The following is a 20,803-nucleotide window of genomic DNA, read 5'->3' on the forward strand; positions in this document are numbered from 1 at the left end:
ACTTTGTGATGTTTGCAGATCTTTCGCTTTCCGAATTTCTATTAGTGTAGCATGATTTCAATTTGATGAAAACAAAAAAGCATCTATCTTCTCATGGCAATTCTTCGGTATTCTAGAGGGCTCATCCCTTCTGTCTTCTTGAACAGCTTAGAAAAATAAGTGTAGTCTATAAATCCAACATTCTCAGCTATAGATCGAATCGTTTCATTTGTAGTAGTCAGCAAATGCTTCCCCATAGCTAAGCGATATTGGCTAATATATTGAGTGGGAGACATGCCGATCACCTGCTGCATACATCTCGTTAGATAATCTGGGTGAAACAACGTGGCATGTGCTAAATCAGACATCTTAATCGGTTCAGCATAATGTTGATGGGTGTATGCCAGAATAAGCTCTGTTACCTGTTCAGCGGATGAAGGAATCATAATCGCTTCCTTCTGCAACACCAAAATTAATTCAAGAAACTCAATTTGCTGCTTCATTTTTTGTTCAGGAGCCTGTCCTTGGTTCATTTGCATTAATTTTTGTAAATGCCCTTCAAATACTTCCTTGTGCTGAATTCTGCCATAACGCGGGAGATGGAACTGATATCTTGCTGGCTCTGTAAATGTACTGTCCTGCAAAAAGATCTTAGCCCAGCGAACCGACTCATCCTTAACCAGATCATAGCCTCCTTCTTCGATATCGAAGTGAATCCAAGTAAAATCGGTATTTTCCATAGACTCCTGATGCCCATAATGTTCGAGTCCAGGTGCAAGAATGATATATTCTCCTTCTTTCAGCGCATATCGGAGCTTATTTTCAGTAATATAGAACTCACCTTGACGTACATAAATCATATCAAAAACGGAAAAAACGCGTTTAAAATGCTTGTTCCCTGCGACCATACAGCATTCGTCACCCTTGATATATACCGGAAAGGGTGGCGTGTTAAATCGTAACAAATCCAATCTGATCACCTCCAAATCAAAAAGTCGAGATTCTCCAAACCTCATCGAAATTGACTATTTCTATTTTACCAAAATAGAAGTACACTAGTGATTATTTTCTCTAATTCTACAGAGGTGAGGTCATCTATGGATACGACAAAGAATACGACAAACACATTGAAAAAATTAACTTTATTCTCCGTCACCTGGCCCATTTTTATTGAAATGCTTTTGCATATGCTGATGGGAAATGCCGATACACTGATGCTCAGCCAGTACTCGGATCATTCAGTTGCTGCCGTCGGTGTTTCGAATCAAATATTATTCATTATAATTGTCATGCTGGGTTTTGTAGCCATTGGTACAAGTGTTTTAGTGGCTCAGCATATTGGAGCTAAACAAGAAATTGAGGCAAGAGAAGTAGCGATTACTTCCATTACCATCAATTTACTTTTTGGTATCGTCCTCAGTGGTATTATGCTCTTATTTGGTTCTTCGCTCTTAACCCTATTAAATATTCCAGCTGAATTGTTGGATGAAGCTTCTCAGTATATCAAAATTGTCGGTGGTATTGCCTTTGTTCAAGCCATTATTATGACCATTTCAGCGATCCTACGCAGTTACGGTTATACAAAGGATGCCATGTACGTCACAATTGGCATGAATGCCATTAATATAATTGGGAACTATTTATTTATTTTTGGGCCATTTGGCATTCCTGTTCTTGGCGTTCAAGGTGTCGCTTTGTCAACATCCGGAAGTAGATTAATTGGGTTAATTGCCATTGTGATTATTCTGGTCTACAGATTAGACTTCAAAATTCCTTTCGTTCACTATGTAAAACTAAAAAAACAACATATTGTTAATATTTTCAAAATAGGAATTCCTTCAGCAGGAGAGCATCTCTCCTACAATACCTCCCAAATGTGTATTTTGTTTTTTATCACCATGATGGGAACAGAAGATATCACGACGCGAATTTATGCTCAAAATGTGACGATGCTCATTATCTTATTTGGCATGTCCATCGCGCAAGGTACACAAATCCTTATCGGGCAGAGAATTGGAGCTAAGGAAACGGAAGAAGCCTACAGGATGGGGTTTAAAAGCTTACGCTTATCCATCTATTTATCCATTACATCTGCGGTCATCGTCTATATTTTCGCTGAACAGCTTTTAGGGATTTTTACTGAGAATGCCACGATTATTGCTGTCGGAACTACCCTACTCCTCTTAAATATTATTCTTGAGCCTGGGCGATGCTTAAATATGGTGCTCATCAGTTCATTACGAGCCGCTGGAGATGTGCGTTTTCCAGTTTATATGGGAATTCTCTCCATGTGGGGAATCAGTGTCACTTTAAGCTACGTACTAGGAATCTATTTTGGTCTGGGGCTCGTAGGAATATGGATCGCCTTTATTGCGGATGAATGGTTTAGAGGATTGTTCATGCTCTGGCGTTGGCGATCCAAAGTATGGGAGAATATGTCCTTTGTTCATGTTACACAGACCAAGAAGGAGGAAGCTCATTTAGGTTAGATACACACAACTAAACATAAAATTAACATTCTATGCCTAGATTGAACCATTCGTTACTAGATATAATAAAATATAAGAAAACCTATATTTTATTATAGAAAGGAGATATTCACTTGTACTTTACAAGCCCGTCTTGGGGAAATATGTCTCTTGGTCAAATGATGAAACAGATAGGGTTTTTTATTGCAGAAGAGCCAAATGCTCAATATAAAATTATTATTGGCTCTGATTCACAGACAACACAACAATCTACGATGTATGTAACAGCTCTCATTGTTCAGAGAATTGGAAAAGGCTCGTGCTTTTTTTACCGCAAAAAGAAAGAAAAACCCCTCTTCAATTTGCGGCATCGAATTTATAATGAAACTCAATTAAGTCTTGAACTCGTCGACACCTTAAAAGAAGCGGGTATCTCTCACCTCCTTCTCGAATGGCCCTTAGAAATCCATCTCGATATTGGGAAACAAGGAGAAACGAGGCAGCTTATTCAGGAAGTTGTGGGATGGGTCACTGCCATTGGTTACACGGCAAAAATAAAGCCTTATTCCTTTGGAGCAAGCTCTGTTGCAGATAAGTTTACAGGATAATAAAGGTAAATCAATCAGTCAAAGAACCCCAATTGTCTAGGATGTAGCCCGACATATTCAAGCTCCAACAGCTTCATCATTTGCTTGGCATTCATGGCGGCGTCACCACCTGAGTTATTATTGAACAGAACAAAAATATTCTCACATTGCTTCTCTAGCATAAGCAACTGTTCTCTCCATTCCAATAGCTCTTGTTCATTATACCGGTAGAGATAGCGTACCTCTCTCCAGTTTGATTGACCTTGGTTACGCCATCCATGAATATTTCGTCCATGAAATCTTACTAATGTGGAGTGTTGATCTGTCACCTGTAAAACGGTAGGAATCGATCCTTCTCCCGCTTGTGGTTCATCACAAATGGAATGAATCCATCCTTCACTCTCCATAAATTGAATCGTTTTATCTCTCATCTGGGGCGTAAACCAACTCTGGTGTCGGAATTCTAAGGCACATGGTAGAGCGCCCATTTTTTCTTTTGTATACCTTAGTACGTCTACATTTTTCTTCGTACAATCAAACCACGGAGGATACTGAAAGAGAATCATCTTAAGCTTTCCGCTCTCCACCAACGGTTGAACAGAAACTATAAATTGCTCAAACATTTCTTTTGCGCTTGAAAAGGGACTCTCTCCTCGAGTATGCCCTGTCATCCCTTGATAAGCTTTCACGATAAAAAAGAACGAATCAGGTGTTTCAAAAACCCATTTCCTATAATTAGTCGCTGGTTGAATAGCATAAAAAGAGGAGTCTACCTCTACTATAGGAAAATGACTGCTGTAGACACTCAGCTTATCTCTTGAACTGACACCAAACTGATAGAGGTCATCATGATCTCCCCAACCAGTAAGTCCTATATAAATCATGCTCTACTCCTTTTCTTTGTTTGGTACTTGCTTCGCATTTACTTGGCATCCACTTGGTATATTTAACCATCATACATGGAATAATGGTTATCATAGATTGATAAAAATAAGGAGGTCCTTACCATGATTCTAACGTATTGTTGTCCTTCATGTGAAGCAAGAAGTAGATTTAACCTTATTGAGCAAATTGCAACCCCAGTAAAAATAGATAATCAGACGGGACAAATGAATGTCTTAGAGCGTCTCGAACCTTATCATCTTCCCTATAACGGTCCCAAAACCAAGGTTCAATGTGCCAACTGTGGGTTAATTGAAGATGAGATTCGCTTTAAGAAGATGGCAGAAAAAATGAGTTAAATGAAGCACCCTGCAACATCTTCCACATTGACACCGTCTAATCACTATGGAGGTGGAACAATTGAGCTTACACAAAAAATTAACCACATTACTATTCATGATCCTGCTAGTTTTGAGTATGATCGCCTGTACCCCTGCTGAACCAACCCCAGAAGAAAATCCGACTGAGGACCAAACTCCTGATCCAGGAACTGAACAGGAGGAAGGTGAGCAGGAAGCTCCAGATGAGCAAATCGGGGCAGATCTTCCACAAACAATAGAAATCAATTTGATGGTGGAAGGAATGGAAGAAACTCGTACAGGAACCTTAGCCTTTGGCAGCATGGGCTACTATTTATATACCTTACCTGATTTTCAATTAGAAGCTGAGGAACCAAATCGAGATGTTCTTTTCTTCACACATGACCCTGAGTTTTTTGTACGAATTGAAGCGATCGGGAACGATGCCGATTTAGATTTTGTTCGCAAAAATGCTGAGGAAGAGCTTCAACACATGGGACAAGTGGTCGAAATGAAAGGGCAAGAAATCTGGGATGAATACTTCCGCGAATCCGTATTCTTCCTTCATTCAAGTCAAAGTGATTTCACAAAAAACATCATAGTAAAGGAAGTTGAAGGCTCTCTGTATAAATTCACAATGCATATCCCTAACAAAGAAGCCGCCGAAGGAGTCACACCATCCTTGTATGCCATGCTAAAAACATTAAAAAATACCCCCGAATAGATTCGATAACTGAAACAGAAAAGGACTGAAACGAAAACAGTGAAGTAAACTCACTGCATTACGTTCAGTCCTTTCTCTTTTGATCTTTTGATCACTCAAATCTTATAATATGACCACCATCGAAGAAATAGAGGTATTTTCCTATGATCGGCTGATTCCAGATAACTGAAAGAGCATAGGAATATAAGCGAATTTGTTCCTGGTATCTTTCCAGCATCGTTTTCTTGGCTAAATTGAAGTCTCCTTCAAAACGCTCTGAAATATTATCTGTCTTGTAATCGATCAGAATCAGTCCATCTTCTCTTGCTACTAAGCAATCTATCACCCCTTGAATTATCACTCGTTCATCCTCCCCTGTCCAATCTGGGAAGACCTCGCTAGCCTGAATACCAACGTTAAAGGGCAGCTCTTTATAGATCTTGATTGAGTCTTTTTCCTGCAACAGAAATTCCCCAATCTGACTCTGATAAAACTGTAAGATATATTCAATGGCTATAGACTCTCTCTCCAGCTCAGTAAGAATCTCTTTCCTATGAAGCTCATCTAATAATTCTGCAATTTCGCTAGCCTCTAATTTTCTATCTAGGGGAAGATGCTGCATAACCGTATGCATGGAGGTTCCTTTCTCGGCTGCGCTTAGCCTAGCTGACTTCAAGAAAGCAGGTCTTTCCCTTAATGGGACAAATTCTGGTTGAATGAAATGCTCTTCATCTTCCAAAAATAACAGCTTTTTTGTCCTTTTTAATTCGGAAACAGATTGTTTCGCTAAATGATAGGTCGCCTGAGCAAAAGGATATTTCCAAGATAGGATGCGTTCAATCTCTTGCGCACTCTCACTGCTAAGTGGAACCCTCTCTCCTCTGGCTAAAGCCTGCTCTATTTTTTCATCGACTCCCTGTTGCACTATCGAATCTGATAACATAAGGTCTTGGGAATCAACCCATTGAATGCTCCACTCAGAAGGATGCAGAAAGACGTCTTGAGCTTCTCCACTTCTTTTGTCCATGTGCTTCCCGTTTCCATCTTCATCTAATTCCACTCTAAGTCCTTTTGCATCACGGTGTCGAACCAAAGCAGGGCCTATCCAATCCAAATAGCATCTCGCTTGCAAGCGGTCATAATCACCTAAAATCCATTCCTCATGCTCGATATGGGTGCTCCATTGGTCTAGTACTTTGTCCGCATCGGATATGGTTCCGGTCAGGTATAATTTTTCCTTCGCTCTTGTTAAGGCAACGTAGAGAATTCTCATCTCCTCCGCTAACATTTCCTTGAGGACTCTACGCTTAATGGACATTTGCGGTAGCATGGGATAGCTGATCCTCTTCTCAACATCAACAAACTTACAGCCGAAGCCCAGATCCTTATGCATCAGATACTTTCGATTCACGTCCATCATGTTAAATTGCTTCGCTAATCCAGCAACAAAAACAACTGGAAACTCTAGTCCCTTGCTTTTGTGAATCGTCATGATTCGAACCACATCTTCTTGTTCTCCTAGGGCTCTAGCAGCGCCTAGATCTCGGCCTTTATCCTGCATTCGTTCAATAAAATTCAAGAAACGAAATAATCCTCGAAAAGAAGTGGCTTCATATTGTCTAGCACGGTCATACAAAGCTTTTAAATTCGCTTGTCTCTGATTTCCTCCAGGCAAGCCCCCAACGAAATCATAATATCCCGTCTGCTTATAGATCGCCCAGATTAATTCGGACAATGCTCCTTGTCTGGCTTGTGTCCGCCACTGTTGCAGATTCTCTAGAAAGTGTGACAGCTTTTGACAAAGGAATTCTTCCTCTGTTGGCATGACTTCCTGCACATAGGATCGCAAGGCACTGTAATAAGGTCCTTTTTTCTTGTGTAGGCGGATTTGAGCTAACTGCTCTTCATCTAGTCCCACTAAAGGCGAGCGCAGAACTGATGCAAGTGGAATATCCTGAAAAGGATTGTCAATAACCTTGAGTAAGGACAGCAGGACAGCAATTTCTGTCGCTTCGAAATAGCCCGTATTAAGTTCCGCATGAACAGGGATTCCTTGTTTCTTTAATTCCTCCACAATCGTAGGAGCCCAGACAGAGGTAGCTCGAAGCAGAATCACCATATCTCGATATTGAATGGGACGCAGAAGCTTGTTTTTGGGGTCAAAGACTTGAAAAGCAGGTGTCTGCTCTTTACCCAGAAGTTCTTTCATTTTCTGAGCCATCATACGGGCTTCAAGCTGAACAGCTTCGAGATCCTCTTGTTCTATCTCTCCTTCAACAAGCTCCTGATCCTCTACTGCTTCCTCTCCCCCTTGAAATGAAGGCTCTGTTTGAGGTGTGGTGCGAGTGATAAGAAACACTTCTACCTCCATATTCTCTGCTACGGGATAATCTGCCCCGACCTTCAATGCGGCTGCTTCGTTATACTCAATCTCTCCAACGGATTCATTCATGATTTGCTTAAAGAGGAAATTGGTTCCCTCCAGCACCTGCTCACGACTCCGAAAGTTTTTCGCCAAATCAATTCGTAAGCCTTTTGGATTTACATCGAGCTCTTGTTGTTCAACAAATGTTCTAAAGGTCTTGTATTTTTGCAGAAAGAGGTTGGGATCAGCGAGTCGAAATCGATAGATACTTTGCTTCACATCCCCCACCATAAATAAGTTTCCTTGTCCTGTATCTCCTCGCGTAATCAGTTGAATAATTGATTCTTGAACTAAATTGGTATCCTGATATTCATCTACCATGACTTCGATAAATTTTTCTCGATAGTCCTGAGCAGCAGGAGAAGGAATCAATGCAGGTATACTCAATGAACCTGCATTCTCGTGTTGCTCCAATAAAATGGCTAAGCAGAAGTGCTCCAAATCTGAAAAGTCGACGATCCCTTTTTGTTTTTTGACTAAAGCATAACGCTGAGAAAACTCTTTCGTTAACTCTACTAGCGCAGAGATGGGAGCGGACATGTGGATGATGTCTTCCATATACTCCTGTAGAGGACGTTGAAACCATTCGCTCTTCAGTTTTGCCACTTGCTTTTTGACCTTCTCTCTCAAGCTTTTGACCTTTTCCTGTAAGGTTTTGTCTACTGCCTCTGACTTACATGCTTTTAATTTAGAAAAAGTCCTTTCTTGAAAAGCAGCGAAGGTTGCTTCCCACCCTTCATCTGATGCCTTTAAAAGCGTAGAAAGCAGTTCAATATCCTGCTCTAGATTATCTGCATAAGGCGCTGGACCTCCAGGAAGCATTGTTATTTCAAGCCCCTTACAAAGCACATCGATCAGTCCTGAGAATTGTAATCGAAGGTCATCCAGTAGATCAGAGGTCCACGATTCATGGTGATGTTGGGGCTGGTCCTCTGTTACCAGATATCTTTCTAGAAGCTGATCTAACCATTGGCTTGGAAATGGATGACTTCTAGAAAATTCATATAGCGATAGAATTAAAGTGTAGATATCTCGATCTGTTCGATCCGAGCTAAAGCTATCAATGAAGCGAAAAAAAGCTTCATTCCCTTCAATACTATATTGCTCTTCTAACAGCTCCTCTACTACTTCTTCTCGTAGAAGTTCCACCTCTATATCGTCAGCAATTCTAAACTTGGGGTCAATGTCAATCATATAATAATATTTTTTAAGGACTTCTAAACAAAAAGAGTGAAGGGTTGAGATCGAAGCTCTGTTCAGCAAAGTTAATTGTCTTTTGAGATATAGAGAATCTGGATCTTTGACCAATTCTTTCTCTAGAGCTTCTCCAATTCTTTTCTTCATTTCAGCAGCGGCGGCGTTGGTAAAAGTGACAATGAGAAGGCGATCCACATCAACAGGATGGCCATGATCTACGATTCGTCTAATGATTCGCTCTACCAGTACAGCTGTTTTTCCTGAGCCTGCTGCGGCAGCAACAAGAATATCTTGTCCCCTAGCTACAATTGCCTGCCACTGCTCATCTGTCCATGTACTCCCTACTGGCTTCATCATCATCTTGCTCATCCGTTGCCCCTCCTCTCTGACGGATCTGTTCTAACATATTTTCTTTTGATTTGGCAGACAAGATGGTAAATTCATGCTCTTCCATATCCAAATCAAACTGACAGATCGTTCGATACTGACAAAATGTACATGCGATTTCTTTTTTCATTTTGAAAGGTTTAATATCAATCTTTCCTGACGTCATTTGTAAACCAATCGATTTGATCTGCTGACGAACAAAGCGTTTCATATGCTCGAAGTCCTGCTGACTAGCGACGGAGGAGTTGGAATAGAATTGTCCATCCTTTTTCAGAGCAACCGGAATCACTTCTGAGTATTGTGTTTCCAAGGTCGTATCCATCAGCTGTACAGCCTCCTGATCAGCCAGAACAAGCCCTTTCATTTTAAACTGTTTAAATAATTCTCTTTCAAGAATATCCGTTGGCAACGCCCCGGAATGATTGATCAGAGGATTATGAACATGAAAGTAAAGCACACCTGCCGGGATTGCTTCTGTTCCTAGCCAAGCTTTGGAGTGTGTAATCACAATATCTAAATAAGTTAACATCTGTAGGGAAAGACCATAGTACACCTTGGATAGATCAAGGATCGTCTGACTGGACTTATAGTCTACCACCCGGACCATCAATCCTTGTGAGCTTTCTGCTTGATCTACTCGATCAATCCGTCCGACCACTTCCATTTTGACCCCGTTATCTAAAGTAAAAACGAGTCCAGGGAGCTGTCCTTGCGGTCCAAATTCGATCTCCATTCCTATCGGGTAGAATTGACTGGATTTCGCGTGCTCACTTAAGACAGTGGTGGCTCTGCTAATCACCTGTTCCAGCTTTCTCTTGATATAATGATGGCGATGAGAGCTAGACAAAATGTTCTTCTGTAATTTAGGGGCTAGCTCCGCTACGACTGATTGGGCTAATTGTTTGCATTCATCCTTGCTTAACTCACGCCAACTTCTTCCGTTTTCTTTCAATAGATCGTCAATCATTTTTATGGAGGCATGGAAAAGCTGTCCCACATCAGGTGCTTCTAGCTTGTAGATCTGCCGCTCTTTCAACCTTAATCCGTGAGAAATAAATTGAGTAAAAGGACAAGCGGTAAACCGTTCCATTCGTGATACACTTAGTTGAATATACTCACCATATAATTCTCTCGTTATGGCTTGAGCTAAAGGCTTAGCCTGATTCTGATAGTGCAGGCTAGAAAGAATGGAACATGTTTTTTCTTTCCACGCAGAATCCTGAATCATCCAATTATACACATCCCACCAGAAATCAGGAATCGAATATCCTCTTTTCCATTGTCGAATTTCGCTGGCTAGATAGGATAAAGTACTTTCAGGTGTGGCAAGGAAGAGCTTCTGTTGTTCTTCCGCTGTTTCATAGGGTTCATTTACAATAAGCTCTTCCTGCATCAGAGGAAAGAGTTGTTTTAATCGGGGAAGGATGACCGATGGGGTTAAGGATTTTCCTTCCTCATCAGCTAAAGCATAGCTTAGCCATAATTTTTCAGAAGCTGTGCTCATCGCCGTATAAATCACAAAGTGTTCATCCATCAGCTTCTGTCTACTGCTGGCTAATGTAGTCCCACCTTCTTCTAAGAGCTCTCTCTCCTCCTCGGTGATCAGTCCCTCCTCTTTCGGCTTTGCAGGTAATATTCCATCATTACAGCCTAAGATAAAAGCACATTTGACATTAGTAAAACGGCTGGTTTCAATATTCCCCACAAGCACTTGATCCAATGCGGGTGGCACAAGAGCAAAACGCATGGAATCACAACCAGCAGCGATCATTTGAGAGAATAATTCAAGGGAAACGGATTCATCTCCCATGATCTCAACAAGCTGGTCCAGAAGATGAACAACAGCCTTCCAGACCTGATGGTGTTCCCTAGATAGACGCAGGTTTCCCTGAGCTTCAGCCTCTGCTCTCCAGCAATCTATTTTTTCTGGAGCCTGAATTTCCTCTAGATAATAGTAGATCGCTTCGCACATTCCTCGCACATTTTCTGCCTTTTGCAACTTCTGTTGCAGCTTGTGAAGAGGATTAGCAATCATCTGGCGTAAAGCATTCATTCGCTCTTCTTCTGCCTCATGCTCTTCATTTCGCTCGAACTCCTCCTGCTCCTCCAGGCTATTCACTAAAGAAAGCTGCCAGCGTTCTTTGTTTGTCCAGTTCTTTCCTTTGATCCCGTAAGCAAGGACATAATTCTCAAGCAGGTCAAATTCTTCTCGCAGCTCCTGTAGTTCTATCAAGCTGTCCCAAGGGAATATCAGGTCTGTTTTGATACAACGAAAAACAGCTTCATATCGCCAATTTTGCAAGAAACAATCAAATGTGGAACGTAACAGTTCGATTAGTGGATGGTGTAGCATCGTTCGTTTCTGATCAATAAAGATCGGGATCTGATAATCCTGAAAAACGGTTTCTATCATATCTTGGTAGAGGGCGACATCTCGAATCAAGAGGGCGATTTCTCGGTAGCGATAGCCTTCATCCCGCACTAAGCGAATCAATTGACGTGCCACGGCTTCCACTTCTGTTCGGCGATTGACGCCTGCAAGCAGATGAACCTGCCCCTTTGAATCAAAGGCGACTGGGGGACGTTGATCATAATATTGTTCGATATGTGCCAGTGACATTTCATCCTTATAACGTAGTCCCGCCGTAAAATGCAGGGGAGACTCCAGCTTGATTTTTGCTGAAAGAGCTAGCTGGCGTAGCTGTTGATACGTCTTCGCTGTAGGATAGAACAGGTGAAGATCATGAGGAAGCTCCTGATCATATGGCTGATCGACGGTGAGAGCTATTTTGACCTCTACCACCCGTTTCATCAAAGCTTGGATTACCTGTTGTTCCTGAGGTGTAAATTGGTGAAAGCCATCGACGTATAGCTTCGCCTTGTTCAAATAGCTAGAGCTAGGAATCTTTTCGACGATCCATTGTAAATAATCTTCCGAATCCATATATCTGCCCATTAAATACTGTTGAAAATCGGAGTAGATGAGCTGGAGATCATGCAGCTTGTCTTTTAGTATTGGAGTCAATGGTTGCTCCTGTGCCTGTAATAAGTGTTCTGGAGATTGACAATATCGTTTACATTCTGTAATCATTTGTTCCAAATGCTCATAAAAGCCCTGTTGGTCACTTGATCTTTGAAATACTTTTAACTCGTGCTTCCTCGCTTCTATTATTCTTCTAAGAACCATAGAAATCCCTACACTATCGATATGGATTCTGGTGATTCCACCGACTTCTTGTAAAAGACGTAAGGCTAACCTAGAGAAGCTTAACACTTGAACATTCATCATTCCTTTTATTTCGGTTGAACGAATGAGCTCATATTCAGTCTGAAACGTCATTTGATCGGGTACTAAATAGATCAGCGGTGATTCTAAGGAGCTAGTTTGAATATGCTCTTTAATGAGATTTAATAAATACGTGCTTTTCCCGCTTCCTGCTCGTCCCACAATAAATTGAAGAGACATCTGCTTCCTCCTTTCTTCATTTACATGGTTTCTAGGTGAACGACACTTCCTCTGCCAGATGGCTCTGCAGGCTCAACTATAAGACGTCTAGCCAGCCTTGACCTCAATTCGGGTACATGACTAATCACTCCGACTGCTAATCTTTCTGTATGCAACTGTTCTAAGGCAGAAACAACCGTTTCTAGCAGCTCCTGATCTAAGGTTCCAAACCCCTCATCCAAGAAGAAAAATTCTAAAGGATATTCACCACGAAGCTGAATTTGAGCGGATAACGCCAAGGCTAAGGCTAGGGAAGTAAGAAAGGTTTCTCCCCCTGATAAGCTCGTGACTGGACGTTTTACTCCACCATTCGCATCATCCCGTATGACAAATCCACCATTGGAATCCACTTCTAGTGCATAGCGTTGTCTAGATAAAAGACCTAAGCGCTGAGAAGCATCACGACTGACTCTCATGAGTTGTTCTTGTGCCACGTATTCAACAAAGGCATTTCCCTTCAAGACTCGCTGGAGCTGGAGATGCATCTCCTTCTGCTGTACGACCTGCCTTCGTTGCTCCTCTAATTCAAGATACCGCTCATGCTTCATTTGTATATCGGCTAGGATGGCTTTGGTCGCTCCATGCTCCTGATTCGCTTCTGAAACCTTCTCTATCATTTCTTTTCGTGCACGGTTCCACTGTTCCCAATCCTCTTCTGTTATAGATTGTCCCTTCAGTAAGGACTGGATTCTGCTCTGCTCTAGAGCCCATTTCGTTTCTTCACTCCGATAAGCATCAAGCTCTGCTTTCCAGCTTTCCATGTCCTTGGTAGAAACGAGGGCTCTCTCTACTTCTTCCAGGCTAGAAAAAAGGCTCTCTCGCAGCTGTTGATTCCAGCCTTCCTCAGACTTATGTTTTCTAGCCGTGGCTTGTTTCAAGGATTCATTGGCTACACTTTCTTCTCTTTCAAGCTGTTGTAGCTCTTCTCTAAGCTGATGCCAGACTTGGCTCAGTTCTTGTTCTTTATTTCTCCACTCCTGTAATTTTTCTGTTACTTTTTGTAGGGTGGCTTCTATTTCTAGAGTTCCCGCTTGTTCCTTGATTTGTCTTTCTTTGCGCCCAATTAGATCTTTTTTCTCCTTGAGCAGGGAAGCCTTCTCTGTCATAAGCAATTGAATTTGATTCATTTGCTCTTGTGCTTTTTGTTTTTTTCCCTCGCGCTCATCAATATATAATCTGCTTTTCTCTAGCCGTTCTTTAAGCTTTTCTACTTTCTGATCCTTAATTTCTACTTCCTGCTGCAATGCTTCGATTTCCTGATATGAATACGGCGCGAAGCTAGCTATCCACTGCTCTTTCTTCACGTTAATTTCCTGCCCCAAGAGCTCCAGCTTTCTTTCCCTTTGTGCTATCTCTTTCCTGATATTAGTGAGCTGCGCAGAAAGCTCTCTCCACTCTCGGGCTGTTTCTTGAAACAGCTTACGTATCTTACGACCCTCTTCTTGTAGTATTTGCCCTCTTTCATATCTGAGGTTGACGTGCTCGATACTCTCTTGAATAGAGTGTGAAGATGTGGGCTCACATTCTTTTTCTAGGCTCACAGCGGTTTCCTGACATGAGAGAAGAACAGTATGCTGTACGATTGAAGACAACTTAATCTCTTGACCTTCTCCCACTTCCGTTAATTCAGTTAGTTGTTGCTCAAGAGCTATTTTCAATGTATCCAACTTAAATAGACTGTGCTTTGCCTGTTCTATTCGTTTTTTATGTTCTTCCACATATTCTATATTGAAATTTCTCTGCGTCCGTTTGTTCATATGTTCTAGTTTGTTCATATGATCTAACGATGATCCTTTGAACCACATACCGGACAAGGTTCTCCCGATTGGAGTCGTTCCCTTAATTGAACCGCCAGCTGCTCTTCCTTTTCTTTCTCCCATTGCTTTTCAAGTTCAAGATGCTCTTCTTCTGCTCTATAAACTTCTGTTTCCAGCTTGGATTGAATGCTGTGAAGCACTCGGTGTTCTTCGAGTATCTTCTCGGCTGCGCTCTCAAGCTGTGCTTGGCACTCCTGCAATTTTGAGTTCAGCTGATTTTCTCTTTCAACCACTTGAATAAATTCACTTTGTTTGACTAAAAGCTCCCTGTCCCCTTCTTCCTTTTGCTTCAAGAGAAAAGAGATCTCTTTTTTCTCCTGACAAGCTTGTCCAACCTTGGTTCTTTCTGCGAAAGAAATCGTTAAGGCTTCTTCTTCTCTTTGCAGCGTGTTCTGTAACTGATAAGCGATGTCGAGTTCAGAGCACGTTTTTTGATAATGCTCTGTCCACTCCTGCTTTTGATTGGAATATTCACTTACCAACTGCTCTAAAGGAAGAATTTCTTTTTCGAGTTCCTTCATTTCTCTGAGTAATTCCATGGAATAACGTAATACAGATTGATATTCTTGGAGAATTGGCTGCTGTTCATCTCGTTCCCGAAGCCATTCTTGCAGCTTCTGGGCATGCTCCGCTTCTTCTTGCTTCTTCACTAGGAGGGCGGAGTCTACTTTTTCTTTTTTCTTATTCCACAATTGACATTCTAGACTAGCTTCTTGATATTCTTCAATAGATGGTTTTAGCTTTAGAGCTGTAGAAGAATGTTCCCATTTCTTTTCTAGCTCTATGATTGCCTCTTTTTTTGCTTTTAAGCGCTCTCCTTCTTTTTCAACCTCTATTAACTCCATCTGCCAATTCCAAATTTGTTGTTTTGTTGAGTGACTTTCTTCGAGCTCTTTTCTTCGCTGTTCTAATTCAAGAACTTTTTGCTCAATCTCCTTCAAGCGTTGCTGCCATTCTTGCACCTTTTCAAGGGAAGCATCTCCCAAGCCTTGTTGCTCTGCTTGAAGCTTCTCTTCCTTTGATTTAAGGGATTGAATTCTCAGCCTTACCCGATCTGTTAGACGATCTCCGTATTTCTCCAAATGGAAGAGTCGTTGGAGCATTTGGCGTCGATCAGAGCCTTTAGGGTTAAAAATTCTGCAAATCTGCCTTGGGGTAAGACGACCGCTCTTGTAAAATCTTCATGTGTCAACCCAAGAAGGGCTTCTATTTTCTCTGCGACCTCATTTGTCTTATCTGCTAAGACAAACGGTGGATCGCTTAATTCGATAAACCGACACAAGACGGTTCTCACTTGAATATCACCATTTCTTTTGAAGCTTCTATCCACTTTATACCGCTTACAGCCCTTGGCATTCTCTAGTTCAAAGGTAAAGCTAACATGGATCTCATTCTCTGCGTGATTAATAATTCCTTGTGTATTATTAAGCGCTCGTTCTACTTTCCCATATAGAGCTAAGGTCATCGCATCCAGAATGGACGATTTACCGCTTCCAGTAGGTCCAAAAATACCAAAAACTCCTCCTTCACACAAGGAAGAGAAATGGATGTCTTGTTTTTCTCGAAAACTGTGTAATCCTGATAGGCTTAGATGGATTGGTTTCATTGGCTTACTTCCTCCGCTATTCCTTCATTCATTTCATCCTCTTCTTCCCGCAGGCACTCGAGAAAAATACGAACGAGTTCTTCCTCTGCTTCCGCTCCCCCACTTTGTTTTTCGTAAAAGCGGCGAAAGATATCATCAATTGGAATAGTAGAAACAGATACTTGCTCTATTGGCGAGCTCGTATCTTGAAAGACAGGTTTAATCTGAATGAAGCCTGGATGGATTTTGCGTAATTGATGAATTTGTTCCATGGTTAGCGCATGTTGTACATGCACTTCTACATCAATCCAAGCATTCGGATCACGCCCCTCTTCCACCCATTGATAAATCTGGTTGATTCCTTCTGTGGCTTTCCACTTCACCAATGGTTTCCCACTCGCCAAATAAATTTCTTTCATTTCCACTGCTTCACCTGGATTTATCTCCAGCATCGTCACCGATTTTGTATATCCGGATTCTGAAAAGCTATACGCTAGAGGAGAACCTGAATATCTAGCCAATGTCCTTGCCTTATGAATGGTTTGGGGGCGATGAAGATGCCCTAATGCCACATATTGTACATTGGCTGGGAGAGATTGAGGAGCTACGGTATAGGCTCCCCCAACTTGAATCGGCCGTTCAGAATCGGACGGATCTCCCCCTGCTATGAATAGATGACTCATGGCAATATTCACTTCTTGAGAGTGAAAGTCTTTTGTCATTTGTGCAAACAACTGCGCTATTTTTTGATCATATTTCAACTGAAGACTCTCTTCTGTTTGATTTTCAGTTAACAGTTCTTTAAGTCTAGATTCCGATGGGTAGGCTAAAGCTGCCACATTCAGGCGTTGCTGACAGCTTGGAATATCAAACGAATAAGGAACTAATTCTGGATAACCAAGCAAGGTAATCCCATGCTGTTCTGCAAGAGGAGCCGCAGCGGCAAGTCGATCAGGATGATCGTGATTGCCCGCAATAACAACCACCTTCCGCTTCCCATAATCAGCAAGCCGAGCTAAGCTTTCGTAGAAAAGCTGCTCCGCAGCTGCTGGTGGATTCACAGTGTCGAAAGCATCTCCCGCTATAAGGATCACATCCGCTTTTTCTTCCCTAACAATTTGATGCAGTTCATCCAAAAATTCTTCTTGTTCCGCCAATCGCTACGCCCTTCCAATGTTTTCCCTAAATGCCAATCCGCTGTATGTAGAATTCGCACCTTATATCCCCCTAGAAAAAGAATGATCCTATACACTTCCGTCTATCTTGTTTATTCTCATTCTATCATAGGTGAAAAATAAGAACACTCGTTTTCTCCTTGGTGGATATTGGCATGACTCACATTTCAGGTTCAATCAACTATTTTACAGCTCGAAGAATAATGGATTCTGCTTGAAACGAATCGACCTGTTCTCCTGAAACTTCCATCTTAAAATGTTCCTGAACCTCTAGGCTAGCAATCCGCATATAGTGGAAAATTTTCTCTTTTTGCTCCTGATCCAGTCCCATTCGATCTGTCCATGATTGAAAGTCGAAGCGTTTCTCATATCGATACCATTCCTCAACTCGAAACCCTTGTGATTCCAGCATGTTTAGCCACTCTGTTTTCTTCCAAGCCCGAACATGACTATAGTCCCTCATTTTTTCTAGTTGATTGTAAAAGTAATCTAGCTCTTCCTTCTCTGGTGCTACATTATCGATTAATAGAAATTGACCGCCTCGTTTTAAAACGCGGTATACTTCTTGAACAAACAACTCAATTTGAGGAAAATGATGAGGAGCTATACGACAAGTAACAAGCTCAAAACACGCTGAAGGAAAAGGAAGCTTTTCTGCATCTCCCTGAACGAATTCTACATTGGAATGCCCTTGTTGCTGAATAAAGCTCTGCGCAGCTTTAAGAATCTCTGAAGTCAAGTCAAGAGCCGTTACCTTGTGCACTAAAGGAGCTAAGCCGTTGGCTACATGTCCACCGCCCGTTGCAATATCTAAAGCCGAAGATATCTTCCCCGCAGGAACCATGCTCAATAATTTGAACAAATCCTGTCCTTTCGCATGACTTTCACTCTGAACGTAGTTCTGCGCATGTTTAGCAAACTGAGTCTGAACGTCTAGCTTAATCTGTGCTTCTTGCTGTTGAGCCACTTTCTCAAGAAGTTCAATCCTATTATGAAATGGATCAAAGAAGGAGAAACGCTTCACCCCCGGAATTGATTTCTCTTCCTGAATCTTGACACCATGCCCATTCAAATACTTTCGAACACCCTCAATATCTAGAACTTCAAAGGCGGGATGTCTTTTTCCCTGTGCTTGTATCCCTTCTTCAATACCAATATGCAATTCGATCTCTCCTGTGCGGAACCACATACCCCCATTTTTGAGAAGTGATTCTGGTTTAGGAATCTCTTTTAGCCCTATTATGTTGCCGTAAAAATGACGTGCTTCTTCTTCCGCTCCTTTTGGTATACAGATTTGGATGTGGTCTATTCTCATGAAATGGATCATCATCAACACTCTCCTCTTATTCAAGATAATTCATCCACAGTTTCATTATACGGAACTTAATTTTATTAAACGAAACTTTATGTTTATAATACCAGCTAGATACGCGATTGTCTATATCTCCAATAAACCCTAAGGTGAATATGATAATGGAAAGACAAAGCATAGCTGGAGGACTGACTAATGAATGTAACGATTGCGATTATAAGTCCGGGCAAGTATTCTGTGCCTCCTGTAATAGGAACATCGGTAGAGCACGATATTGATATGGTGGCTAAAGCCATGTCTCCTAACCATAAGGTTGTCATCTTTACCCGAAAAACAAAAGAATACCCACATTCAACTGAACATCAACATTTGATCTATAAACGAGTCGATTATCAGAATCCTAAACAATACCTCCGCTCTGTTATTAAGCACCTTGAAAATCTTAAACCTGATGTGATTCAAGTGGAGAACCGCCCAAAATATATTCAGGACATTCGTCAGAAGTTTCCTCGCACCCCCATCATACTCAGCATGCATTCTATTCAGTATGCTTCTCCACCTTCCATTTCAAAGCGGGAGCTTAAGCACCATTTGCAGCAAGCTGATGCGTTAATCACCAACAGCCATTATCTAAAAGAAAAATATAATAAGCACCTTCCTTTCTTGAAGAAAAAATCCCATGGGGTTCATTTAGGGATTGACGGGACTCCTTATGAAAAAGCCAAACAATCCACTTCCGAGCTTGCAAAATTAAGGGCAAAGTATCGACTCTCCAAAAATACTCAGTTGCTCCTCTTTGTAGGAAGATTAAAAAAGGAAAAGGGAGTTCATCATGCGATTGCTGCATTTCGAAAGCTGCTCCCTTATGTACCTGATTTTAAGCTCATGATTGTGGGTAGCTCCTACTATGGTAAAAACACCCAAACAAAATATGTTCAGCAACTCAAAAAACAATCTCTCTCTATTCGAGATAAAGTCATTTTCACCCAATTTATTCGACCCGAAAAGCTTCCCTACTACTATCAGCTAGCAGATATAGTGGTTACTCCCTCTGTCTGGGGAGAACCTTTTTGTCGGGTCAATCTTGAGGCTATGGCTGCTGAAAAGCCAGTTGTAACAACCAATAGGGGAGGAATTCCTGAGGTCGTAAAAAATGGGGTAAACGGGTATGTACTACCTATTCATCAATTATCGAAGAAGCTGCCTAAAGTCCTCTTTCGTATCTTACAATCTAAAGAATTAAAACAGAAATTATCTACTCAAGCCAGAAACAGAGCCACAAGCTTTACATGGGAACAAACAGCGAATAAGTACTTGGCTATCTATCAATCATGTTTAAAGCAAAAATCTCATCAAGGGGGTATGAACGAATGAAGGGATTAATCCTCTGTGCAGGAAAAGGGAAGAGGTTGCGTCCCCTATCTTACTCACAATCTAAGACACTTCTACCTGTCGCTAATATACCCGTTCTGCAATATTGTATAGAAAAACTAATCCACCTAGAAATTAAAGATATTGGCATTGTCATTAACCCAATTCAACATCGACTCATGAAGGAAAAAATAGCTGAAATCACACATCCAGGTATCAACATCTCATTAATACATCAACCTTTTCCCAAAGGAATTGCGAATGCGATTGTTCATGCAAAATCTTTCTTAAATCAAGAACCCTTTATGTTGCTACTCGGGGATAATCTCATTCAAGATTCTTTACTTGGTCTCAAGAAAGCAATTGAGGAAGAACATACTCAGGGAGCACTCATCTTAGCGAAAGTACCCAATCCTCAGGATTACGGGGTGGTTACTATTGCAGGAGATCAGATCGTGGACCTTGAAGAGAAGCCTATTGAGCCTAAATCGAATCTAGTCATGATAGGAGCCTATTCTTTTGATTCCTCCATTATTACAGCCGTTGAATCTATTTCTCCTTCCGAACGAGGAGAATATGAAATTACAGACGCTATTAAGTGGCTGTTGCAACAAGGACATAAGCTTTCCTATACAGTCACAGAGAAGCATTTTTCTGATGTTGGGACAGTCGATCGTTGGTTGGATGCCAACCGGTGGATGCTTGATGAAAAAAAGAGTTCGATTTCCAGTCAGAGTGTGTTGACGAATTGTACCGTGATTCCTCCTGTCATTATCGATAAAAATTGCATTATTAAGGGAAGTACAATTGGACCCTATGTTTCCATTTCTTCAAATGTAGTCATCAAGGATTGTCATATTGCAGATAGTATCATTTTAGAAGGCTCCGAGCTATACAACATCCCTCAAAAAATATCTCAGAGTATTTTCGGTCAGTTTTCAAAGGTAAATAGAACGTTAGGAGAAGCTTCTTCCATTAGATATGTTCTTGGCGATAAATCAACGATTACTTATGAAACATATATCAAGGCTGAAAAAGAGGAGTTATAAAT

At 41.3% G+C, this 20,803-nt stretch carries 13 protein-coding genes and 2 pseudogenes; 6 read left to right on the plus strand and 9 right to left on the minus strand.

From position 1 onward, the window contains the following. Nucleotides 1-83: 83 nt before the first annotated feature. Entirely contained in the window at nucleotides 84-950 is an 867-nt protein-coding gene (locus tag JCM10596_RS08330) for a helix-turn-helix transcriptional regulator (RefSeq protein WP_025026724.1), read from the minus strand. Between the two features lie 126 nt (nucleotides 951-1,076). Here JCM10596_RS08330 and JCM10596_RS08335 point away from each other — a divergent pair, with 126 nt between their 5' ends. Further along, on the plus strand, nucleotides 1,077-2,468 hold the full coding sequence (locus JCM10596_RS08335; protein WP_025026725.1) for an MATE family efflux transporter: 1,392 nt from the start codon (nucleotides 1,077-1,079) through the stop codon (nucleotides 2,466-2,468). Between the two features lie 113 nt (nucleotides 2,469-2,581). Then, nucleotides 2,582-3,055, plus strand: coding sequence for a ribonuclease H-like YkuK family protein (locus JCM10596_RS08340; protein ID WP_025026726.1), 474 nt, complete (start codon nucleotides 2,582-2,584; stop codon nucleotides 3,053-3,055). A gap of 14 nt (nucleotides 3,056-3,069) precedes the next feature. On the opposite strand, the gene JCM10596_RS08345 is transcribed toward JCM10596_RS08340, so the two are convergent. Then, nucleotides 3,070-3,918: a DUF72 domain-containing protein gene (locus tag JCM10596_RS08345; protein ID WP_025026727.1), complete on the minus strand. Its 849-nt coding sequence runs from the start codon at nucleotides 3,916-3,918 to the stop codon at nucleotides 3,070-3,072. A 123-nt stretch (nucleotides 3,919-4,041) separates the two neighbouring features. On the opposite strand from JCM10596_RS08345, the gene JCM10596_RS08350 reads away from it, so the two are divergent. Both JCM10596_RS08350 and JCM10596_RS08355 read left to right on the plus strand, forming a co-directional pair. Then, on the plus strand, nucleotides 4,042-4,275 hold the full coding sequence (locus JCM10596_RS08350) for a hypothetical protein (protein ID WP_025026728.1): 234 nt from the start codon (nucleotides 4,042-4,044) through the stop codon (nucleotides 4,273-4,275). A 61-nt stretch (nucleotides 4,276-4,336) separates the two neighbouring features. Continuing rightward, the gene (locus tag JCM10596_RS08355; protein WP_025026729.1) at nucleotides 4,337-4,999 is read left to right on the plus strand and encodes a DUF8580 domain-containing lipoprotein; all 663 of its coding nucleotides are present in this window, start codon (nucleotides 4,337-4,339) and stop codon (nucleotides 4,997-4,999) included. Between the two features lie 91 nt (nucleotides 5,000-5,090). Here the strand turns inward: JCM10596_RS08355 and addA are convergent, their stop codons facing one another. From addA to JCM10596_RS24610, 7 genes and pseudogenes are all read right to left on the minus strand, one after another. Continuing rightward, the gene (addA, locus tag JCM10596_RS08360; protein ID WP_025026730.1) at nucleotides 5,091-8,969 is read right to left on the minus strand and encodes a helicase-exonuclease AddAB subunit AddA; all 3,879 of its coding nucleotides are present in this window, start codon (nucleotides 8,967-8,969) and stop codon (nucleotides 5,091-5,093) included. Continuing rightward, a complete protein-coding gene (gene addB / locus JCM10596_RS08365; RefSeq protein WP_025026731.1) occupies nucleotides 8,923-12,453 on the minus strand; it encodes a helicase-exonuclease AddAB subunit AddB in 3,531 nt (1,176 codons plus the stop codon). The genes addA and addB overlap by 47 nt, the downstream gene beginning before the upstream one ends. A gap of 20 nt (nucleotides 12,454-12,473) precedes the next feature. After that, nucleotides 12,474-12,965: pseudogene (locus JCM10596_RS31655) on the minus strand (SbcC/MukB-like Walker B domain-containing protein); the annotation flags it as partial. A gap of 1,307 nt (nucleotides 12,966-14,272) precedes the next feature. Beyond that, nucleotides 14,273-15,391 (minus strand): coiled-coil domain-containing protein, encoded by a 1,119-nt coding sequence (locus JCM10596_RS24600; RefSeq protein ID WP_025026733.1) that lies wholly within the window; start codon nucleotides 15,389-15,391, stop codon nucleotides 14,273-14,275. Further along, nucleotides 15,367-15,915 carry an AAA family ATPase gene (locus tag JCM10596_RS27655; RefSeq protein ID WP_025026734.1) on the minus strand — a complete coding sequence of 183 codons (549 nt, stop codon included), beginning with the start codon at nucleotides 15,913-15,915 and terminating at the stop codon, nucleotides 15,367-15,369. The genes JCM10596_RS24600 and JCM10596_RS27655 overlap by 25 nt, the downstream gene beginning before the upstream one ends. After that, nucleotides 15,912-17,110 (minus strand): annotated as a pseudogene (locus tag JCM10596_RS24605) (exonuclease SbcCD subunit D). The gene JCM10596_RS27655 and the pseudogene JCM10596_RS24605 overlap by 4 nt, the downstream one beginning before the upstream one ends. 140 nt (nucleotides 17,111-17,250) lie before the next feature. Then, nucleotides 17,251-18,399: a methyltransferase domain-containing protein gene (locus tag JCM10596_RS24610; protein WP_025026735.1), complete on the minus strand. Its 1,149-nt coding sequence runs from the start codon at nucleotides 18,397-18,399 to the stop codon at nucleotides 17,251-17,253. Between the two features lie 177 nt (nucleotides 18,400-18,576). On the opposite strand from JCM10596_RS24610, the gene JCM10596_RS08395 reads away from it, so the two are divergent. Next, a complete protein-coding gene (locus tag JCM10596_RS08395) occupies nucleotides 18,577-19,755 on the plus strand; it encodes a glycosyltransferase family 4 protein (RefSeq protein ID WP_025026736.1) in 1,179 nt (392 codons plus the stop codon). Next, the gene (locus JCM10596_RS08400; protein WP_025026737.1) at nucleotides 19,752-20,801 is read left to right on the plus strand and encodes a sugar phosphate nucleotidyltransferase; all 1,050 of its coding nucleotides are present in this window, start codon (nucleotides 19,752-19,754) and stop codon (nucleotides 20,799-20,801) included. Before JCM10596_RS08395 ends, JCM10596_RS08400 begins: the two co-directional genes overlap by 4 nt. Nucleotides 20,802-20,803: the final 2 nt, after the last annotated feature.

This window comes from Caldalkalibacillus mannanilyticus JCM 10596 (assembly GCF_000615945.1).
GTDB lineage: Bacteria > Bacillota > Bacilli > Caldalkalibacillales > JCM-10596 > Bacillus_AT > Bacillus_AT mannanilyticus.

Excerpts from the sequence above, each read along its gene's own strand:
- JCM10596_RS08335 (WP_025026725.1), top strand. The coding sequence starts at position 1,077 with ATGGATACGACAAAGAATACGACAAACACATTGAAAAAATTAACTTTA.
- JCM10596_RS08345 (WP_025026727.1), bottom strand. The coding sequence starts at position 3,918 with ATGATTTATATAGGACTTACTGGTTGGGGAGATCATGATGACCTCTAT.
- JCM10596_RS08350 (WP_025026728.1), top strand. The coding sequence starts at position 4,042 with ATGATTCTAACGTATTGTTGTCCTTCATGTGAAGCAAGAAGTAGATTT.
- addA (WP_025026730.1), bottom strand. The coding sequence starts at position 8,969 with ATGAGCAAGATGATGATGAAGCCAGTAGGGAGTACATGGACAGATGAG.
- addB (WP_025026731.1), bottom strand. The coding sequence starts at position 12,453 with ATGTCTCTTCAATTTATTGTGGGACGAGCAGGAAGCGGGAAAAGCACG.
- JCM10596_RS27655 (WP_025026734.1), bottom strand. The coding sequence starts at position 15,915 with ATGAAACCAATCCATCTAAGCCTATCAGGATTACACAGTTTTCGAGAA.
- JCM10596_RS24610 (WP_025026735.1), bottom strand. The coding sequence starts at position 18,399 with ATGATGATCCATTTCATGAGAATAGACCACATCCAAATCTGTATACCA.
- JCM10596_RS08395 (WP_025026736.1), top strand. The coding sequence starts at position 18,577 with ATGAATGTAACGATTGCGATTATAAGTCCGGGCAAGTATTCTGTGCCT.
- JCM10596_RS08400 (WP_025026737.1), top strand. The coding sequence starts at position 19,752 with ATGAAGGGATTAATCCTCTGTGCAGGAAAAGGGAAGAGGTTGCGTCCC.